The sequence below is a fragment of the Streptococcus mitis genome (assembly GCF_946190335.1).
In the GTDB taxonomy this organism is placed as follows: Bacteria; Bacillota; Bacilli; order Lactobacillales; family Streptococcaceae; genus Streptococcus; species Streptococcus mitis_CH.
On the sequence record NZ_CAMHZN010000002.1, the window covers coordinates 87,593 to 105,360 of the forward strand.

General features: G+C 41.3%; 20 protein-coding genes, 1 tRNA gene and 1 other RNA gene. 17 read left to right on the forward strand and 5 right to left on the reverse strand.

What is annotated here, in order from left to right; all coding sequences use genetic code 11:
* The first annotated feature begins 116 nt into the window (after positions 1-116).
* Both pdxS and pdxT read left to right on the forward strand, forming a co-directional pair.
* Positions 117-992: a pyridoxal 5'-phosphate synthase lyase subunit PdxS gene (gene pdxS / locus N8O43_RS04035; RefSeq protein WP_000138517.1), complete on the forward strand. Its 876-nt coding sequence runs from the start codon at positions 117-119 to the stop codon at positions 990-992.
* Complete coding sequence (gene pdxT / locus N8O43_RS04040; protein WP_261089514.1) at positions 993-1,574, forward strand: pyridoxal 5'-phosphate synthase glutaminase subunit PdxT; 582 nt, start codon at positions 993-995, stop codon at positions 1,572-1,574. It begins immediately after the preceding gene.
* A gap of 20 nt (positions 1,575-1,594) precedes the next feature.
* Here pdxT and trhA read toward each other — a convergent pair whose 3' ends face one another.
* Both trhA and N8O43_RS04050 read right to left on the reverse strand, forming a co-directional pair.
* A complete protein-coding gene (gene trhA / locus N8O43_RS04045; RefSeq protein ID WP_261089515.1) occupies positions 1,595-2,242 on the reverse strand; it encodes a PAQR family membrane homeostasis protein TrhA in 648 nt (215 codons plus the stop codon).
* Positions 2,239-2,685, reverse strand: a complete 447-nt coding sequence (locus N8O43_RS04050) for a DUF1836 domain-containing protein (RefSeq protein ID WP_261089516.1) — start codon at positions 2,683-2,685, stop codon at positions 2,239-2,241. Before N8O43_RS04050 ends, trhA begins: the two co-directional genes overlap by 4 nt.
* Before the next feature lie 134 nt (positions 2,686-2,819).
* Between N8O43_RS04050 and N8O43_RS04055 the strand changes: the two genes are divergently transcribed.
* The 7 genes from N8O43_RS04055 to trxB all read left to right on the forward strand — a co-directional run bounded on the left by N8O43_RS04055 (position 2,820) and on the right by trxB (position 7,172).
* Positions 2,820-3,314: a GNAT family N-acetyltransferase gene (locus N8O43_RS04055; RefSeq protein ID WP_033677458.1), complete on the forward strand. Its 495-nt coding sequence runs from the start codon at positions 2,820-2,822 to the stop codon at positions 3,312-3,314.
* Positions 3,314-3,823 (forward strand): methylated-DNA--[protein]-cysteine S-methyltransferase, encoded by a 510-nt coding sequence (locus N8O43_RS04060; RefSeq protein ID WP_261089519.1) that lies wholly within the window; start codon positions 3,314-3,316, stop codon positions 3,821-3,823. The genes N8O43_RS04055 and N8O43_RS04060 overlap by 1 nt, the downstream gene beginning before the upstream one ends.
* 12 nt (positions 3,824-3,835) lie before the next feature.
* Positions 3,836-4,192 carry an arsenate reductase family protein gene (locus N8O43_RS04065; protein ID WP_000889092.1) on the forward strand — a complete coding sequence of 119 codons (357 nt, stop codon included), beginning with the start codon at positions 3,836-3,838 and terminating at the stop codon, positions 4,190-4,192.
* A 157-nt stretch (positions 4,193-4,349) separates the two neighbouring features.
* Complete coding sequence (locus tag N8O43_RS04070) at positions 4,350-5,150, forward strand: amino acid ABC transporter permease (protein WP_001103449.1); 801 nt, start codon at positions 4,350-4,352, stop codon at positions 5,148-5,150.
* Positions 5,150-5,893, forward strand: a complete 744-nt coding sequence (locus tag N8O43_RS04075) for an amino acid ABC transporter ATP-binding protein (protein ID WP_000590965.1) — start codon at positions 5,150-5,152, stop codon at positions 5,891-5,893. Before N8O43_RS04070 ends, N8O43_RS04075 begins: the two co-directional genes overlap by 1 nt.
* Before the next feature lie 77 nt (positions 5,894-5,970).
* Complete coding sequence (locus N8O43_RS04080) at positions 5,971-6,195, forward strand: DUF4059 family protein (protein WP_000926599.1); 225 nt, start codon at positions 5,971-5,973, stop codon at positions 6,193-6,195.
* A gap of 65 nt (positions 6,196-6,260) precedes the next feature.
* On the forward strand, positions 6,261-7,172 hold the full coding sequence (gene trxB / locus N8O43_RS04085) for a thioredoxin-disulfide reductase (RefSeq protein ID WP_261089521.1): 912 nt from the start codon (positions 6,261-6,263) through the stop codon (positions 7,170-7,172).
* 236 nt (positions 7,173-7,408) lie between these two features.
* On the opposite strand, the gene rlmB is transcribed toward trxB, so the two are convergent.
* On the reverse strand, positions 7,409-8,137 hold the full coding sequence (rlmB, locus tag N8O43_RS04090; RefSeq protein WP_000855753.1) for a 23S rRNA (guanosine(2251)-2'-O)-methyltransferase RlmB: 729 nt from the start codon (positions 8,135-8,137) through the stop codon (positions 7,409-7,411).
* 44 nt (positions 8,138-8,181) lie between these two features.
* Entirely contained in the window at positions 8,182-8,793 is a 612-nt protein-coding gene (gene def, locus N8O43_RS04095) for a peptide deformylase (protein WP_049500103.1), read from the reverse strand.
* Between the two features lie 174 nt (positions 8,794-8,967).
* On the opposite strand from def, the gene N8O43_RS04100 reads away from it, so the two are divergent.
* From N8O43_RS04100 to N8O43_RS04120, 5 genes are all read left to right on the forward strand, one after another.
* The gene (locus N8O43_RS04100; RefSeq protein WP_314726007.1) at positions 8,968-10,293 is read left to right on the forward strand and encodes a CapA family protein; all 1,326 of its coding nucleotides are present in this window, start codon (positions 8,968-8,970) and stop codon (positions 10,291-10,293) included.
* Positions 10,294-10,314: 21 nt separating this feature from the next.
* Positions 10,315-11,142: an HAD family hydrolase gene (locus tag N8O43_RS04105; RefSeq protein WP_261089524.1), complete on the forward strand. Its 828-nt coding sequence runs from the start codon at positions 10,315-10,317 to the stop codon at positions 11,140-11,142.
* A 1-nt stretch (position 11,143) separates the two neighbouring features.
* The gene (locus N8O43_RS04110; protein ID WP_261089525.1) at positions 11,144-11,779 is read left to right on the forward strand and encodes an SGNH/GDSL hydrolase family protein; all 636 of its coding nucleotides are present in this window, start codon (positions 11,144-11,146) and stop codon (positions 11,777-11,779) included.
* Positions 11,780-11,840: 61 nt separating this feature from the next.
* Positions 11,841-12,188, forward strand: a transfer-messenger RNA (tmRNA) gene (ssrA, locus tag N8O43_RS04115).
* 305 nt (positions 12,189-12,493) lie between these two features.
* The gene (locus N8O43_RS04120) at positions 12,494-13,828 is read left to right on the forward strand and encodes an Nramp family divalent metal transporter (protein WP_000094601.1); all 1,335 of its coding nucleotides are present in this window, start codon (positions 12,494-12,496) and stop codon (positions 13,826-13,828) included.
* A gap of 78 nt (positions 13,829-13,906) precedes the next feature.
* On the opposite strand, the gene N8O43_RS04125 is transcribed toward N8O43_RS04120, so the two are convergent.
* Positions 13,907-13,994 (reverse strand) — tRNA-Ser (locus N8O43_RS04125).
* Positions 13,995-14,155: 161 nt separating this feature from the next.
* On the opposite strand from N8O43_RS04125, the gene N8O43_RS04130 reads away from it, so the two are divergent.
* The 3 genes from N8O43_RS04130 to N8O43_RS04140 are packed head-to-tail and all read left to right on the forward strand — an operon-like array spanning position 14,156 to position 17,753.
* Complete coding sequence (locus N8O43_RS04130; RefSeq protein WP_000920651.1) at positions 14,156-14,896, forward strand: DeoR/GlpR family DNA-binding transcription regulator; 741 nt, start codon at positions 14,156-14,158, stop codon at positions 14,894-14,896.
* A complete protein-coding gene (gene pfkB / locus N8O43_RS04135; protein ID WP_261089526.1) occupies positions 14,893-15,804 on the forward strand; it encodes a 1-phosphofructokinase in 912 nt (303 codons plus the stop codon). Before N8O43_RS04130 ends, pfkB begins: the two co-directional genes overlap by 4 nt.
* Positions 15,801-17,753, forward strand: a complete 1,953-nt coding sequence (locus tag N8O43_RS04140; protein WP_000701454.1) for a fructose-specific PTS transporter subunit EIIC — start codon at positions 15,801-15,803, stop codon at positions 17,751-17,753. Before pfkB ends, N8O43_RS04140 begins: the two co-directional genes overlap by 4 nt.
* The last annotated feature ends 15 nt before the right edge of the window (positions 17,754-17,768 follow it).

Sequence of the window (17,768 nt, forward strand, 5' to 3'; positions counted from 1 at the left end):
GATAGTTTTTTAGTCAATCTGTACCCATACAATTATCGTTTTTTTATCTTGTGATTTATTCTAATCTGACTTAAAATGAAATGGTAGCTACCAATACAAATGATGGGGATAAAGAAATGACTGAAAATCGTTATGAATTAAATAAAAACTTAGCACAAATGCTTAAAGGTGGTGTTATCATGGATGTTCAAAATCCTGAACAAGCCCGTATCGCTGAAGCTGCTGGTGCGGCAGCTGTTATGGCCTTGGAGAGGATTCCGGCTGATATTCGTGCAGCTGGTGGGGTTTCCCGCATGAGTGACCCAAAGATGATTAAGGAAATCCAAGAAGCGGTTAGTATTCCAGTAATGGCCAAGGTCAGAATCGGGCATTTTGTTGAGGCTCAGATTTTAGAGGCTATTGAAATTGACTATATCGATGAGAGTGAAGTTCTATCTCCAGCTGACGACCGTTTCCATGTGGACAAGAAAGAATTCCAAGTTCCTTTTGTCTGTGGAGCTAAGGACTTGGGTGAAGCCTTGCGTCGTATCGCTGAAGGTGCTTCTATGATTCGTACAAAAGGAGAACCAGGGACAGGAGACATTGTTCAAGCTGTTCGTCATATGCGTATGATGAATCAGGAAATTCGCCGCATTCAAAACCTACGTGAGGACGAACTTTATGTTGCTGCTAAGGACTTGCAAGTCCCTGTAGAATTGGTTCAATACGTCCATGAACATGGAAAATTGCCAGTTGTAAATTTTGCTGCTGGAGGTGTTGCAACGCCAGCAGATGCTGCGCTGATGATGCAATTAGGGGCAGAGGGTGTCTTTGTCGGTTCAGGTATTTTTAAGTCAGGAGATCCTGTTAAACGAGCGAGTGCTATTGTCAAAGCGGTGACTAACTTCCGTAATCCTCAAATTCTAGCTCAAATCTCTGAAGATTTAGGAGAAGCCATGGTTGGTATCAATGAAAATGAGATCCAAATCCTCATGGCTGAGCGAGGAAAATAGATGAAAATCGGAATATTGGCCTTGCAAGGGGCCTTTGCAGAACATGCAAAAGTGCTAGATAAACTAGGAGTCGTTAGTGTCGAAATCAGAAATTTAGATGATTTTCAGAAACATCAGAGTGACTTGTCGGGTTTGATATTACCTGGTGGGGAATCTACAACCATGGGCAAGCTCTTACGTGAGCAGGACATGCTGATTCCTATTCGAGAAACCATTCTATCTGGATTACCAGTGTTTGGGACCTGTGCGGGTTTAATTTTGCTGGCTAAGGAAATTACTTCTCAGGAAGAGAGTCATCTAGGAACTATGGATATGGTGGTCGAGCGAAATGCCTATGGGCGCCAACTAGGGAGTTTCTACACGGAAGCAGAATGTAAGGGAGTCGGTCAGATTCCAATGACTTTTATCCGTGGTCCAATTATCAGCAGTGTTGGAGAAAATGTAGAAATTCTAGCAACAGTTGATAATCAAATCGTTGCAGCCCAAGAAAAAAATATGTTGGTAACTTCTTTTCATCCTGAATTGACTGATGATGTGCGCTTGCACCAGTACTTTATCAATATGTGTAAAGAAAAAAGTTGAGATTGAATTTCTCAACTTTTTTACATGTAATAAACAATAGCAATATATTGGAGTGCGGACGCGGCTAGGATAAAGAGATGCCAAATCATGTGGAAATAAGGTTTTTTCTTGGCGTAAAATCCAGCCCCAACTGTATAACAAAGTCCGCCAGTTACCATGAGACTCCAGAAAATTGGAGTTGTTTGGCTGATAATGGTAGGAATGATAGCTAGAACCAACCAGCCCATAATCAGGTAAAGAGCAAGGCTAAATTTCTCATTGACTTTTTTAGCAAAGATTTTATAGAGAATACCAAAGATGGTCGTTCCCCACTGGATGGCAATAATCAGATAGCCAAACCAGTTATTCATCAAAGTCAGTACGACAGGTGTATAAGAGCCAGCAATAGCAACATAAATCATAGAATGGTCGATGATTCTCAAGACATATTTATGGGTCGAACCATAGGCCATAGAGTGATAAATGGTGGATGATAGAAACATGAGAAAGAGACTGATGACGAAAATGGACACACCTATAGATGATAAAAATCCGTGTGCCTCATAACTATAGGTGGATGAAATGGGGAGTAAGATAAGCATGATGACTGCGCCTACGGCATGGGTCACGCTATTAGCAATCTCCTCTCCAAAACTGAGTTGTTTGCTGAGTTTAAGACTATTGTTCATTGGATTACCTCCTCTTGAGTATGATCGATTAAGGCTAGAGTTTGATGATAGAGTTTAACGGTTTGGCAGCTGGTTTGGATAATGGGATTAGCTGGGTCAATTCCTTGGTTCATGTAGTCCACAAAAGCATCGTAGAGTTGGTCTGAACTTGCTTGACTTTGGAGAGTATTCAGTGTCTGAGCGATTTCTTGAATAGAAAATACAGACTTGAGGGTTGTGATAGCAATCAGACGGGCAATCTGTTGGCGTTGGTATTTTTTCTTGTCAGGCTTTGTCAGGTAACCATGTTTGACATAATTGTTGACCATGGATGCTGTCAGGCCCTTGTCTTTATCAGGAGAGATAGGGGCGCAGACCTGATTGACATAGAGTAAAACCTGGTCCAGATAGAGGTCAATGTTTGGAATTTCTGCCCATTTTGGGTAGGAAAAGGTAATTTTCATTTCCAACTCCTTTTTATCTAGTTTCAATAACTAGATTATAAAATAACAAAAACAGAAAGTCAAGTTTTAACTGCTTGTGAAAAGGCTTAAATTATGCTATGATGGGAGAAACTAGTCAGAAATGAGGAGAAAAGATGGAGATTCGATTAGCTTTTCCAAATGAAGTAGATGCCATCATGCAGGTGATGGAGGATGCTAAAAAATGTTTAGCGGATGCTGGTAGTGACCAGTGGCAAAATGGTTATCCAAATGCTGATATTATTATTGAGGATATTATCTCAGGTCAAGCCTACGTAGCCTTGGAAGAGGGAGAACTACTAGCTTATGCAGCTGTGACCAAGAGTCCAGAGGCAGCCTATGAAGCCATTTATGAAGGAAAATGGCAAGCTGGAGAGTCAGAGTACCTAGTCTTTCACCGTATTGCTGTGGCAGCAGATGTCCAGGGACAGGGGGTTGCTCAGACTTTCCTAGAAGGCTTGATTGAAGGATTTGATTACCTGGATTTTCGCTCAGATACGCATGTTGCAAACAAGGCTATGCAACATATTTTTGAAAAGCTTGGATTTAAACAGGTTGGTAAGGTTCCAGTTGATGGCGAACGCTTGGCCTATCAAAAATTGAAGAAATAATGCAAAAGAAGTACGTAAAAATGCGCTACTTTTCGCCCATAGGAACCTTGTCTTTGGTTGCCGACGAGCAATATCTGTATGGCATTTGGGTGCATGAGCAGAAGCATTTTGAGAGGGGACTAGGGTATGAAATAATAGAAGAAGTTGTTAGTCATCCCATTTTAGACCCAGTTATTGCTTGCTTAGATGCTTACTTTAAAGGCAAGCCTCAGGATTTATCCAACCTGCCCTTGGCTCCAATCGGAACGGATTTTGAAAAGAGAGTTTGGTCCTATTTACAGGGAATTCCTTATGGTCAGACAGTAACCTATGGACAAATCGCACAAGATTTGCAAGTGCCTTCTGCTCAAGCAATTGGTGGAGCAGTGGGGCGCAATCCTTGGTCTATCCTAGTACCTTGTCATCGTGTGCTAGGAGCAGGCAAGCGTCTGACAGGTTATGCTGCAGGTGTGGAAAAGAAAGCATGGCTATTGGAGCATGAAGGCGCAGATTTTAAAGATATAGAATAGAAGGTGAAACACATGTTAGAATTTATCGAATACCCAAAATGTTCAACTTGTAAAAAAGCAAAACAAGAATTAAACCAACTCGGTGTGGACTACAAAGCTGTTCACATCGTGGAAGAAACACCTAGTCAAGAAGTCATTTTAAACTGGCTAGAGACCTCAGGTTTCGAGTTGAAGCAATTTTTCAACACCAGTGGAATCAAATACCGTGAATTAGGGCTGAAAGATAAGGTAGGAAGCCTGTCAAACCAAGAAGCGGCTGAGTTACTAGCAAGCGACGGTATGTTGTTAAAACGGCCCATTTTAGTAGAAAATGGAACTGTTAAGCAAATTGGTTATCGAAAACCTTATGAAGAATTGGGATTGAAATAGTTTTTACTTATCTCTTTGATAGATAAAATATATAACCTCCCTGTTTCAAAGTATGATAAACTAGTAGGTGGACAAAGTCTGTATCTGACCGTAGCAAATAATTTCATTGACGGCAGAAGTATGGTAGAATGAATCATTATCAGGAGAGGATGTTTTTATGAATGTTACAACGATTTTAGCATCAGATTGGTACCAAAACTTGATGCAATTGATTCCGGATGGCAAGCTTTTTAGCTTGCGTTCGGTCTTTGATGGAATTCCAAGAATTGTCCAACAGCTTCCAACAACGATTATGTTGACAATTGGTGGTGCCCTTTTTGGCTTGGTTTTGGCACTTCTTTTTGCCATTGTGAAGATCAATCGTGTCAAGATTTTATATCCCTTGCAGGCCTTCTTTGTTAGTTTCTTAAAAGGGACACCGATTTTGGTGCAACTCATGTTGACCTACTACGGAATCCCTTTGGCTTTGAAAGCCCTCAATCAGCAATGGGGAACTGGTCTCAATATCAATGCTATTCCAGCCGCTGCTTTTGCGATTGTTGCCTTTGCTTTTAATGAGGCAGCTTATGCGAGTGAAACCATTCGTGCAGCCATTCTCTCAGTCAATCCTGGTGAGATTGAGGCGGCACGCAGCTTGGGTATGACGCGAGCACAAGTTTATCGTCGCGTGATTATTCCAAATGCGGCCGTTGTAGCGACTCCAACCTTGATCAATTCCCTAATCGGCTTGACCAAGGGAACGTCCCTAGCCTTTAGTGCAGGAGTTGTGGAAGTCTTTGCCCAAGCTCAGATTTTGGGTGGAGCTGATTACCGCTATTTTGAACGCTTCATCTCCGTTGCCCTTGTTTATTGGGTAGTCAATATTGGAATTGAAAGCCTCGGACGTTTCATCGAGAGAAAAATGGCTATTTCCGCACCTGATACAGTGCAAACAGATGTGAAAGGAGACCTTCGTTAATGATTAAGATTTCGAATTTAAGCAAATCCTTTTCAGGACAGACTGTCTTGGATCATCTGGACTTGGATATCCAAAAAGGGGAAGTTGTAGCCTTGATTGGTTCTTCAGGAGCTGGAAAATCAACCTTCCTTCGCAGTCTCAATTATCTTGAAACTCCTGACAGTGGATCAATTCAGATTGATGATTTCTCAGTTGATTTTTCTAAAATCACTCAGGAAGAAATCCTAGCCCTACGCCGCAAGCTGTCCATGGTTTTCCAACAGTTTAATTTGTTTGAACGACGTACAGCACTTGATAATGTGAAAGAAGGCTTAGTTGTTGTCAAGAAATTATCTGACCAAGAAGCAACTAAGATTGCCAAGGAAGAGTTGGCTAAGGTTGGGCTTTCTGATCGTGAGAACCATTATCCTCGCCATTTATCAGGTGGACAGAAGCAACGGGTTGCCCTAGCGCGTGCGCTTGCCATGAAACCGGATGTCTTGCTCTTAGACGAACCAACTTCAGCCCTTGACCCAGAATTGGTTGGTGAAGTAGAGAAGTCTATTGCAGATGCTGCTAAGTCAGGTCAAACCATGATTTTGGTTAGTCATGATATGTCCTTTGTAGCCCAAGTGGCTGATAAGATTCTCTTCCTAGATAAGGGGAAAATCATTGAGTCTGGAACACCGGATGAGATTATCCACCATCCTAAAGAAGAGCGGACAAAAGAATTCTTCGCTAGTTACAAACGGACTTATATTTGATATAATAGATAAAAGAAAACTCAGTTAGCTGGACTAGCTGAGTTTACTCTTTAAAAAAGATAGAAATGAGAGAAATCATGCTACTGCAACTATTTTCTTTATATTTCGAGAGTTTGATCTTGACCACCATCCTCGTCCTGATTTTTTTAGGGATTTGGATTGGACTAAGAGCCATGTCGGGAGTTGATAAGACAGCCAAGGCTCGCCAAGCCCATCTCTATGATATGATTATGATTGGGGTCTTGGTTGTTCCAGTATTATCCTTTGCGGTTATGAGTTTAATTCTTGTTTTCAAGGCATAATCCTTGCTTGATTGACAAGAAAGAGTTAGAATAAAGATAGTTACAATAAGAAAGAAGGAAACTATATGTACGATACTATTATTATCGGTGCTGGACCTGCAGGGATGACTGCGGCCTTGTATGCTGCTCGAAGCAATCTGAAAGTAGCCTTGATTGAAGGCGGTCTGCCAGGTGGTCAGATGAATAATACATCTGATATTGAAAATTACCCTGGATACGCTAATATTAGTGGACCAGAATTGGCAGAAAAAATGTTTGAACCGCTTGAAAATCTTGGTGTTGAGCACATCTATGGTTATGTTGAGAATGTCCAAGACCATGGTGATTTTAAGAAAGTGATGACCGATGACCAAACATATGAAACACGTACAGTTATCGTAGCAACTGGTTCTCAACACCGTCCTTTGGGAGTACCTGGAGAAGAAGAACTGAACAGTCGTGGTGTTTCCTACTGTGCCGTGTGTGATGGTGCTTTCTTCCGTGACCAAGATTTGTTGGTAGTCGGTGGTGGAGATTCGGCTGTTGAAGAAGCCCTCTTCTTGACTCGTTTTGCTAAGACTGTTACCATTGTTCACCGTCGTGACCAACTTCGTGCCCAAAAAGTTTTACAAGACCGCGCCTTTGCGAATGAGAAAATCAGCTTTATCTGGGACTCTGTAGTCAAGCAAATCAAGGGTGAAAACCGAGTAGAATCTGTCGTCTTTGAAAATGTGAAAACAGGTCAAGTGACAGAACAAGCCTTCGGTGGTGTCTTTATCTATGTTGGTTTGGACCCTCTTAGCGATTTTGTTAAAGAATTGAATATCCAAGATCAGGCAGGCTGGATTGTGACAGATAACCACATGAAAACTGCAGTTGATGGTATCTTTGCCGTTGGAGATGTTCGCTTGAAAGACCTTCGCCAAGTAACAACAGCAGTTGGAGATGGGGCTATTGCTGGTCAAGAAGCTTACAAGTTTATCACCGAACATAGTTAATACACTTCGAAAATCTCTTCAAACCACGTCAGCTTCGCTTTACCGTAGGTATGGGTACTGACTTCGTCAGTTCTATCCACAACCTCAAAACAGTGTTTTGAGCTGACTTCGTCAGTCTTATCTACAACCTCAAAGCAGTGCTTTGAGCTGTCTACAGCTAGCTTCCTAGTTTGCTCTTTGATTTTCATTGAGTATAATCATAAAAAAGTTTCCAATCATCTGATTGGAAACTTTTTTTATAGTCTATTTCGGAAAACTTCGTACATGAGAATGGCTGCAGCAACGCTGGCATTAAGGCTTTGAACATGTCCATTCATCGGAATGGTAATCATCTCATCAACCTGTTTTTTGATGTTGCTAGAGATGCCTTTTCCTTCATTTCCAATGATGAGGGCGATTTTCCCTTTTGTATTCCACTTGTGGCAAGGAGTACCGTTCATATCCGTTCCAAAGGTCCAGAAGCCTTCATCCTTGAGTTTGTCCAGAGTTTGGCTTAGATTGGTCACTCGAGCAATTGGAACGTGTTCAATAGCACCTGTGGCTGTTTTGGCAACGACAGGAGTTACTCCGACAGCACGGTGCTTGGGAATGATGACACCTGAAACATTGGTCGCATCAGCGGTTCTTAAGATGGAGCCTAAGTTGTGAGGATCAGTTAGACCATCCAGAATCAATAGAAGTGGATTTTCTTCTTGGCGTGTTTTTGCTAGAATGTAATCCAACTCGCTATAGGCAAATTCAGACACTCGTAGAACAAAACCTTGGTGGACAGCACCTTCAGTCATCTCAGAGAGGGATTTTTTTGAAGTCCAAGAAATGGACACCTTCTTTTCTGTAGCCAGTTCCTTGACTTTTTCAACATTCTTACCTCGGAGATCTTCTTGGAGGTAGAGTTTGTTTCCAGTATTTGCAAGGAGGGCTTCGGTAACGGCATGGACGCCATAGACAATATCATTTGTTTTCATGCCTCTATTATAACACAAAACCCCGTCTTGCAACGGGATTTTCTTTATTCTAGAATTAGTAAACCATCTTTAACTGCAAATGGGTCTTTTTCATTGATACGATCGTAAAACATGATACCGTTAATGTGGTCAATTTCATGCTGAACAACGATGGAGTTGTAGCCTTTGAGTTTGATACGGTGTTTTTCTCCATCCTTGTCAAAGTAGTCAACAGTAACGCGAGCATGGCGGACTACATAGCCAGGAACGTTGCGGTCAACAGATAGGCAACCTTCTCCTTCGCCAAGAGCAGCGTCTTGAACCGAGTGAGAGACGATTTTTGGATTGTACATAATGGCTTGCAAGTCGTAGGCTTCCTGAGGAGTTTCGCCTTCTTCGACAATGTTTGGCACCAAAACAGCGATAATACGTTTTGAGATATCTAACTGGGGAGCAGCCAGTCCAACACCACCGCGGAGCCCCATTTTTTCAGCCATCACGGGATCTTGGGAATGTTTAAGGAATTGCATCATCTTTTCGCCAAGGATGATTTCCTGGTCAGACAAGGGGAAAGTGACTTCCTCAGCAACCGCGCGAAGAGTCGGATTCCCTTCGCGAATAATATCTTTCATATCAATTAAGTGAGCAGCTTTTGTAATACGTTCTATAGCAGACATTTTCTCTCCTTTCATTACCTCTACATGATATCACAAAATGACAAGGAATGAAAGTATTTCGGCATCTAGCTTTTATAGAAAATGCCTACTAGGTTCGATTCAATTGTGAAAGAATTACTTATCTGTGATATAATAAAAAGAAAAGGCTTGCATTAGAAAGCAGGGAGAATGAAGATGCAGAGAAGACAAGATAGATATAAACGTGGACCAGTTTTTCATTTTGTGAGAGGCTTTGTAAACTTTTTTAGGAGTTATCGCAAGTGGAGTAATAAGGGATTTGTGGCAATACTCTTGCTAGCAGTTGCTTTATCAATGGGCTTGGTCTTGTTGTTTGAAAGTTTCCAAGGAATCCCCTTAACCAGTCAAAAAAAGGATGCCATTTCTCAAGAAGCAAATAAGACGAATCAAAATGCTAAAGATGAGGAAGAGGAAAAAACTGCTAGAATTATGGCCAACGGGGACCTCCTCTATCATATTCCTATCTATCGTTCTGCTTTAAAAGAAGATGGTACCTATGATTTTCATGAAAATTTTGATTATGTGAAACCATGGCTCAAACAAGCAGACCTGATTATAGGTGATTTTGAAGGTACTGTTAACAAGGACCACTATTTGGCAGGTTATCCTCTCTTTAATGCACCTGGAGAAGTCATGGATGCTATCAAGGATGCCGGTTATCAAGTGCTAGACTTGGCGCATAACCATATCCTAGATTCACAAATAGAAGGTGTCGTTTCAACAGCAGATGCTATTGAGAAGGCAGGAATGACACCTATTGGAGTGTATACGCATGAGTCCCGTGATCAAGCTCCACTGGTTATCAAGGAAGTGAACGGTATTAAGGTTGCACTTTTGGCCTATTCTTATGGATTTAATGGAATTGAGCAAAGTATTTCTCAAGAAGGCTATAACCGCTATCTTTCAGACCTAAACGAAGACAAGATGAAGGCTGAAATTGAACGAGCAGAGAAGGAAGCAGATATCACCATTATCATGCCTCAAATGGGTGTGGAGTATCGCTTGGAACCAACTGAAGAACAAAAGGCTCTTTATCACAAGATGATCGATTGGGGAGCTGATATTATCTTTGGAGGGCACCCTCACGTAGTTGAACCATCTGAAACGGTTGAAAAAGATGGAGACAAGAAACTCATTATCTATTCAATGGGGAACTTCATTTCCAATCAACGAATTGAAACCATGCAAGATGAAGAGAATGCTAAGTGGACAGAGCGTGGTGTGCTCATGGATGTGACTGTTAAGAAAAAAGCCGGTAAGACGACAATCGAAACTGCCAAAGCACATCCTTCTTGGGTAAATCGTACACCTAAAGGAACCTATTCTCCAGAAGGTTACCCACTCTTCCTTTACCAAACCTATATCTTAGAAGATTTTATCGAAGGTGGTAGTCATCGTGACCAGTTAGATGAAGCGACTAAGGAACGAATTGATACAGCCTATAAAGAAATGAACGAACATGTAGGATTGAAGTGGGATTAGCTTGAATCCAGAGGAAAGTAAATGACGATTAAGGTAATTGCGACAGATATGGATGGGACATTGCTGGATGCTAGAGGTCAGCTCGATCTCCCACGCTTGGAAAAGATTTTAGATCAGTTGGATCAAAGGGGTGTTCGTTTTGTCATTGCGACTGGGAATGAAATTCATCGCATGAGGCAACTACTGGAGCACTTGGTCGATCGAGTGGTTCTGGTTGTTGCAAACGGTGCTCGTATTTTTGAAAACAATGAATTGATTCAGTCTCAGACTTGGGATGATGCCATTGTCGATAAGGCTTTGGCTCATTTCAAGGGTCGAGCGTGTCAGGATCAGTTTGTTGTGACGGGGATGAAGGGTGGTTTCGTCAAAGAAGGTACGATTTTTACAGATCTTGAAAGTTTTATGACTCCAGAAATGATTGAAAAATTCTACCAACGGATGCAATTTGTGGATGAGTTAACATCTGACCTCTTTGGTGGTGTTCTCAAGATGAGTATGGTTGTTGGTGAGGAACGTTTGAGTTCGGTTTTGGAAGAAATCAATGACCTCTTTGATGGCTGTGTTCGTGCTGTATCGAGTGGCTATGGTTGCATTGATATCCTTCAAGCTGGGATTCATAAAGCATGGGGCTTGGAAGAATTACTCAAGCGTTGGGACTTGAACCCCCAACAAATTATGGCTTTTGGTGACAGTGAAAATGATGTTGAAATGCTTGAAATGGCTGGAATTGCCTATGCGATGGAAAATGCTGATGATAAAGCCAAAGCTGTGGCTACTGCTCTAGCGCCAGCCAATAGCCAAGGAGGAGTTTATCAAGTCTTGGAAAACTGGTTAGAAAAAGGAGAATGAAGTGGCAGTACAGTTATTAGAAAATTGGTTACTAAAGGAACAAGAAAAAATCCAAACCAAGTATCGTCACTTAAATCAGGTTTCAGTTGTAGAGCCAGATATTCTCTTTATTGGTGATTCCATTGTCGAATATTATCCTCTGCAGGAACTATTTGGGACTTCGAAGACGATTGTCAATCGAGGTATTCGAGGTTATCAGACAGGGCTGTTACTAGAGAATCTAGATGCGCATCTTTACGGTGGAGCAGTAGATAAAATTGTCCTTTTGATTGGGACAAATGATATCGGAAAAGATGTGCCTGTGAATGAGGCTCTCAATAATCTCGAAGCTATCATACAATCCATTACTCGCGATTATCCATTGACAGAGATGAAATTGCTTTCTATTTTGCCAGTCAATGAGGGAGAGGAATACAAGCAGACAGTCTATATCCGCACGAATGAAAAAATTCAGAAATGGAATCAAGCCTATCAAGAGCTTGCTTCTGCCTATATGCAGGTAGAATTTGTGCCAGTTTTTGATAGTTTGACAGACCAAGCAGGCCAACTCAAAAAAGAATATACAACTGATGGGCTGCATCTCAGTGTTGCTGGTTATCAGGTTTTGACTAAAGCCTTGAAAGACTATCTTTTTTAGTTAGTTGATTTCCTTTTTGCATTTTTGAGTTAGATAAGGTATAATGGTTTTACTGTCTTTTGGGGTCGTTACGGATTCGACAGGCATTATGAGGCATATTTTGCGACTCGTGTGGCGACGTAAACGCTCAGTTAAATATAACTGCAAAAAATAACACTTCTTACGCTCTAGCTGCCTAAAAACCAGCAGGCGTGACCCGATTTGGATTGCTCGTGTTCAATGACAGGTCTTATTATTAGCGAGATACGATCAAGTCTTGTCTAGCGGCTTGATAAGAGATTGATAGACTCGCGGTTTCTAGGCTTGAGTTATGTGTCGAGGGACTGTTAAACGAATACATAACCTATGGTTGTAGACAAATATGTTAGCAGATGTTTGGACGTGGGTTCGACTCCCACCGGCTCCATTGATAATTTACATTGTTTTGTAAATCTTTCTAAAACGTTGTTTTTACAACGTTTTTTATTTTATTCTTTGGTATTCTTTTGCAAAAAAAGAATACAACATTTTGTTGTATCCTAAATATTAAATCAAGTCCTGAATTTTCTTAAGTTTTTATCATATTTTCTGTTATAATTAAGGTGCCTTAAGAAAAATAATGAAAAAACTAAATGTTTTTCATATAGTTTTCATTGTTTTAATAGTTTAAAGTCAATCTTATTTTTCTCTAATAGAAAATAATGAAAAAGTAGGTTTAGAAAGAGGTAAGTATCTATGTCTTCTCATAAAAAAGTGTCACTCTCTGAGATTAATCAATCTATCGATACTCCAAATAACAATCATTTCTGGCAAAATTTAAATGCCTTTTTAGGTCCGGGTGCTCTTGTCGCAGTTGGTTATATGGATCCAGGAAACTGGATTACCAGTGTAGTCGGTGGTGCTTCCTATAAGTATAGTCTCTTGTTTGTTATCTTGATTTCATCTCTCATTGCCATGCAACTTCAGCAGATGGCAGGAAAGCTTGGTATTGTAACCCAGATGGACCTGGCTCAAGCAACGGCTCATCATTCACCTAAATGGCTTCGTTATAGTCTATGGGTGATTTTAGAATTAGCCTTGATGGCGACAGATCTGGCAGAAGTTCTAGGTTCAGCGATTGCTCTCAATCTTCTCTTTAAGATTCCGATTATGATAGCAATTCTCTTGACCGTGTTGGATGTTTTTCTCTTATTGCTTCTGATGAAATTTGGCTTTAAGAAGATTGAAGCTATTGTGACAACACTGATTTTAACCATTCTAGCAATTTTTACCTATCTGGTAGCTTTGTCACATCCAAGCTTCCAAGGAATCGTTGAGGGTTATCTACCGAATGCAACCTTATTTGAAAGTCCCTTGCCAGGGCATGAAAGTCAATTAACCTTGGCACTAGGGATCGTGGGAGCAACGGTTATGCCCCATAACCTCTATTTGCATTCTTCCTTGTCACAAACTCGGAAAATCAATCACAAGGACAAGAATGATGTTCGAAAAGCCGTGCGCTTTATGACCTGGGATTCAAATCTCCAATTATCCTTGGCCTTTGTGGTTAACTCCCTTCTATTAATTCTCGGGGCGGCTCTCTTTTTCGGCCATGCATCTGAGATTTCTGCCTTCTCTCAAATGTATAATGCCTTGCAGGATTCTACTATTGCAGGAGCTATAGCTAGCTCGACCTTATCAACCTTGTTTGCCTTGGCTTTATTAGCCAGTGGTCAAAATTCGACAATTACGGGTACCTTGACTGGACAAATCGTTATGGAAGGTTTCTTGCATATGAGATTACCTCAATGGTTCATTCGTTTGGCAACTCGTCTCTTTGCCTTGTTGCCTGTCATGATTGTAGCGGTTCTGTTTGGTCATCAGGAAAAAACATTAGATCAGTTATTGGTTTATTCACAAGTCTTTCTTTCGATTGCTCTTCCATTTTCAATCTTCCCACTGATTTATCTAACTTCTAAGAAATCACTGATGGGAGAATTTACCAATGCCAAATGGAATACCATCCTTGGCTATATCGTTTCCATTATCTTAACAATTCTCAATGTGAAATTGTTATTTGATATTTTCTAAGAAATTCACCCGAGTTATAAAACAAGCATATAAGAAAAAAGATACCCAAGATTTCTTGGGTATCTTTTTTAAAATAAACGGAAGACATGGGATTCGAACCCACGCACGCTGTTACACGCCTACCGCGTTTCCAACACGGCCTCTTAAGCCTCTTGAGTAATCTTCCAATACTTACTCAAATAGTCTACCATAAAGGCTCTTATCTTGCAATAAAAATTTTGGAAATAAGAAAAATGATAGATTTTGAAAGAAAATGACAAAAAGCGCTTGACTTTGAAAGAAAGTGTGATAGAATGAATAGTGTAAACGATAACAGGAGGTGATTCAGTGTTAAAAACAGAGCGGAAGCAACTGATTTTAGAGGAGTTAAATCAACATCATGTAGTTTCTCTAGAAAAATTAGTTAGTTTGTTAGAAACGTCAGAATCAACGGTTCGAAGAGATTTGGATGAGTTGGAAGCGGAAAACAAGCTTCGTCGCGTGCATGGTGGAGCAGAATTGCCCCATTCCTTGCAGGAAGAAGAAACCATTCAAGAAAAATCTGTCAAAAACCTTCAAGAAAAGAAGTTGCTGGCTCAGAAAGCAGCCTCTCTCATTAAGGAACAAGATGTCATCTTTATCGATGCTGGAACAACAACTGCTTTTTTGATCCATGAATTGGTCAATAAGAATATTACTGTTGTGACAAATTCGATTCATCATGCCGCACAGTTGGTTGAAAAGCAGATTCCAACTGTCATGGTTGGAGGAAGTGTCAAGATGGCAACAGATGCTAGCATCGGGGGCGTTGCTCTTAACCAAATTAACCAATTGCACTTTGACCGTGCCTTTATCGGGATGAATGGTGTGGACGATGGCTATTATACGACTCCTGATATGGAGGAGGGAGCTGTGAAGCGAGCTATTTTGGAGAATGCCAAACAGACCTATGTCTTGGTGGATTCATCAAAAATTGGACAAACTTGCTTTGCTAAGGTAGCACCACTCAAACGAGCTATTGTTATCACAAGTCAAGGGCATGAGCTCTTGCAGGCTATTAAGGAGAAAACGGAGGTAATAGAAGTATGATTTATACAGTCACACTCAATCCATCCATTGACTATATCGTTCGTTTGGACCAAGTCCAAGTCGGTAGTGTCAATCGTATGGACAGTGATGATAAGTTTGCTGGTGGGAAAGGAATCAATGTCAGTCGTGTCTTGAAACGCTTGGATATTCCAAATACTGCTACGGGATTTATCGGTGGTTTTACTGGTGAATTTATCACAGATACTCTGGCAGAGGAAGAAATCGAGACGCGTTTTGTCCAAGTGGCAGAAGATACTCGTATCAATGTTAAAATCAAAGCAGACCAAGAGACAGAAATCAACGGAACGGGTCCAACTGTCGAACCAGCCCAGTTAGAAGAGTTGAAAGCTATTTTGTCTAGTTTGACTGCAGAAGACACGGTTGTATTTGCGGGTTCAAGTGCTAAAAATCTAGGCAATGTTATCTACAAGGATTTGATTGCCTTGACGCGCAAGACTGGTGCGCAAGTAGTCTGTGACTTTGAAGGACAGACCTTGATTGATAGTTTGGATTATCAGCCACTTTTGGTCAAGCCAAACAATCATGAACTTGGAGCGATTTTTGGGGTTAAACTCGAAAGTTTAGATGAAATTGAGAAATATGCTCGTGAGTTACTGGCTAAAGGTGCTCAAAATGTCATTATCTCTATGGCTGGGGACGGTGCCCTTCTTGTCACATCTGAGGGAGCTTACTTCGCTAAACCAATCAAAGGAACAGTCAAAAATTCAGTTGGAGCTGGTGATTCTATGGTTGCTGGATTCACAGGTGAATTTGTCAAATCAAAAGACGCAGTAGAAGCCTTCAAATGGGGGGTTGCTTGTGGAACAGCAACCACCTTCTCAGATGACTTGGCAACAACAGAATTTATTAAAGAAACATATGAAAAAGTTGAGGTAGAAAAACGATGAAAATTCAAGACCTATTGAGAAAAGATGTCATGTTGCTGGATTTGCAAGCAACTGAAAAAACAGCTGTCATCGAAGAGATGATTAAAAGCTTGACAGATCACGGTTATGTGACAGATTTTGAAACCTTTAAAGAAGGAATTTTGGCGCGTGAAGCTTTGACTTCTACTGGTTTGGGTGATGGTATCGCAATGCCTCACAGTAAAAATGCTGCTGTAAAAGAAGCGACAGTTCTCTTTGCCAAGTCAAACAAGGGTGTTGACTATGAGAGTTTGGATGGGCAAGCAACTGACCTCTTCTTCATGATTGCAGCTCCAGAAGGTGCCAATGATACTCACTTAGCAGCCTTGGCAGAATTGTCTCAATACTTGATGAAAGACGGTTTTGCTGACAAACTTCGTCAAGCAACATCAGCTGACCAAGTTATCGAACTTTTTAACCAAGCTTCAGAAAAAGCTGAGGAGCCAGTTCAAGCACCTACCAATGACTCTGGTGACTTTATCGTTGCTGTTACAGCTTGTACAACAGGTATCGCCCACACTTATATGGCCCAAGAAGCTCTTCAAAAAGTGGCTGCTGAAATGGGTGTTGGAATTAAGGTCGAAACCAACGGTGCTAGCGGTGTTGGTAACCAACTAACTGCGGAAGACATTCGTAAGGCTAAAGCTGTTATCATCGCGGCAGACAAGGCAGTTGAAATGGATCGTTTCGATGGCAAACCATTGATCAATCGTCCAGTTGCTGACGGTATCCGTAAAACAGAAGAGTTAATTAACTTGGCTCTTTCAGGAGATGCTGAAGTTTATCGTGCTGCTAATGGAACAAAAGCTACAACAGCCTCTAACGAAAAACAAAGTCTTGGTGGTGCCTTCTACAAACACTTGATGAGTGGTGTATCGCAAATGTTGCCATTTGTTATTGGCGGTGGTATCATGATTGCCCTTGCCTTCTTGATTGACGGTGCTTTGGGTGTTCCAAATGAAAATCTTGGTAATCTTGGTTCCTACCATGAGCTAGCTTCTATGTTCATGAAAATTGGTGGAGCTGCCTTTGGTTTGATGCTTCCAGTCTTTGCAGGTTATGTTGCCTACTCTATCGCTGAAAAACCAGGTTTGGTAGCAGGTTTCGTGGCTGGTGCTATTGCCAAAGAAGGTTTTGCCTTTGGTAAAATTCCTTATGCCGCAGGTGGTGAAGCAACTTCAACTCTTGCAGGTGTCTCATCTGGTTTCCTAGGTGCCCTTGTTGGTGGATTTATCGCAGGTGCTTTAGTTCTTGCTATCAAGAAATACGTTAAAGTTCCTCGTTCACTTGAAGGTGCAAAATCAATCCTTCTTTTGCCACTTCTTGGAACAATCTTGACTGGATTTGTCATGCTAGCTGTTAATATCCCAATGGCAGCAATCAACACTGCTATGAATGACTTCCTAGGTGGTCTTGGAGGAGGTTCAGCTGTCCTTCTTGGTATCGTCCTTGGTGGAATGATGGCTGTTGACATGGGTGGACCAGTTAACAAAGCGGCTTATGTCTTTGGTACAGGTACGCTTGCAGCGTCTGTTTCTTCAGGTGGTTCTGTAGCCATGGCAGCAGTTATGGCTGGAGGAATGGTGCCACCACTTGCAATCTTTGTCGCAACTCTTCTTTTCAAAGATAAATTTACTAAGGAAGAACGCAACTCAGGTTTGACAAACATCATCATGGGCTTGTCATTTATCACTGAGGGAGCAATTCCATTTGGTGCCGCTGACCCAGCTCGTGCGATCCCAAGTTTCATCCTTGGTTCAGCAGTAGCAGGTGGACTCGTTGGTCTTACTGGTATCAAACTTATGGCGCCACACGGAGGAATCTTCGTGATTGCCCTTACTTCAAATGCTCTTCTTTACCTCGTTTCTGTATTGGTAGGAGCAATCGTAAGTGGTGTGGTTTATGGTTACCTACGCAAACCTCAAGCATAAAAATTAGATAGAAAA

What these genes read in the sequence shown, in the direction of transcription:
- N8O43_RS04060 (WP_261089519.1), top strand. Translation starts at nt 3,314, where the DNA reads ATGCAAAAGAAGTACGTAAAAATGCGCTACTTTTCGCCCATAGGAACC.
- rlmB (WP_000855753.1), bottom strand. Translation starts at nt 8,137, where the DNA reads ATGAAAACAAATGATATTGTCTATGGCGTCCATGCCGTTACCGAAGCC.
- N8O43_RS04080 (WP_000926599.1), top strand. Translation starts at nt 5,971, where the DNA reads ATGCTACTGCAACTATTTTCTTTATATTTCGAGAGTTTGATCTTGACC.
- N8O43_RS04070 (WP_001103449.1), top strand. Translation starts at nt 4,350, where the DNA reads ATGAATGTTACAACGATTTTAGCATCAGATTGGTACCAAAACTTGATG.
- trhA (WP_261089515.1), bottom strand. Translation starts at nt 2,242, where the DNA reads ATGAACAATAGTCTTAAACTCAGCAAACAACTCAGTTTTGGAGAGGAG.
- N8O43_RS04075 (WP_000590965.1), top strand. Translation starts at nt 5,150, where the DNA reads ATGATTAAGATTTCGAATTTAAGCAAATCCTTTTCAGGACAGACTGTC.
- pfkB (WP_261089526.1), top strand. Translation starts at nt 14,893, where the DNA reads ATGATTTATACAGTCACACTCAATCCATCCATTGACTATATCGTTCGT.
- N8O43_RS04120 (WP_000094601.1), top strand. Translation starts at nt 12,494, where the DNA reads ATGTCTTCTCATAAAAAAGTGTCACTCTCTGAGATTAATCAATCTATC.
- trxB (WP_261089521.1), top strand. Translation starts at nt 6,261, where the DNA reads ATGTACGATACTATTATTATCGGTGCTGGACCTGCAGGGATGACTGCG.
- N8O43_RS04105 (WP_261089524.1), top strand. Translation starts at nt 10,315, where the DNA reads ATGACGATTAAGGTAATTGCGACAGATATGGATGGGACATTGCTGGAT.
- N8O43_RS04140 (WP_000701454.1), top strand. Translation starts at nt 15,801, where the DNA reads ATGAAAATTCAAGACCTATTGAGAAAAGATGTCATGTTGCTGGATTTG.
- pdxT (WP_261089514.1), top strand. Translation starts at nt 993, where the DNA reads ATGAAAATCGGAATATTGGCCTTGCAAGGGGCCTTTGCAGAACATGCA.
- N8O43_RS04055 (WP_033677458.1), top strand. Translation starts at nt 2,820, where the DNA reads ATGGAGATTCGATTAGCTTTTCCAAATGAAGTAGATGCCATCATGCAG.
- N8O43_RS04050 (WP_261089516.1), bottom strand. Translation starts at nt 2,685, where the DNA reads ATGAAAATTACCTTTTCCTACCCAAAATGGGCAGAAATTCCAAACATT.
- N8O43_RS04065 (WP_000889092.1), top strand. Translation starts at nt 3,836, where the DNA reads ATGTTAGAATTTATCGAATACCCAAAATGTTCAACTTGTAAAAAAGCA.
- def (WP_049500103.1), bottom strand. Translation starts at nt 8,793, where the DNA reads ATGTCTGCTATAGAACGTATTACAAAAGCTGCTCACTTAATTGATATG.
- N8O43_RS04100 (WP_314726007.1), top strand. Translation starts at nt 8,968, where the DNA reads ATGCAGAGAAGACAAGATAGATATAAACGTGGACCAGTTTTTCATTTT.
- pdxS (WP_000138517.1), top strand. Translation starts at nt 117, where the DNA reads ATGACTGAAAATCGTTATGAATTAAATAAAAACTTAGCACAAATGCTT.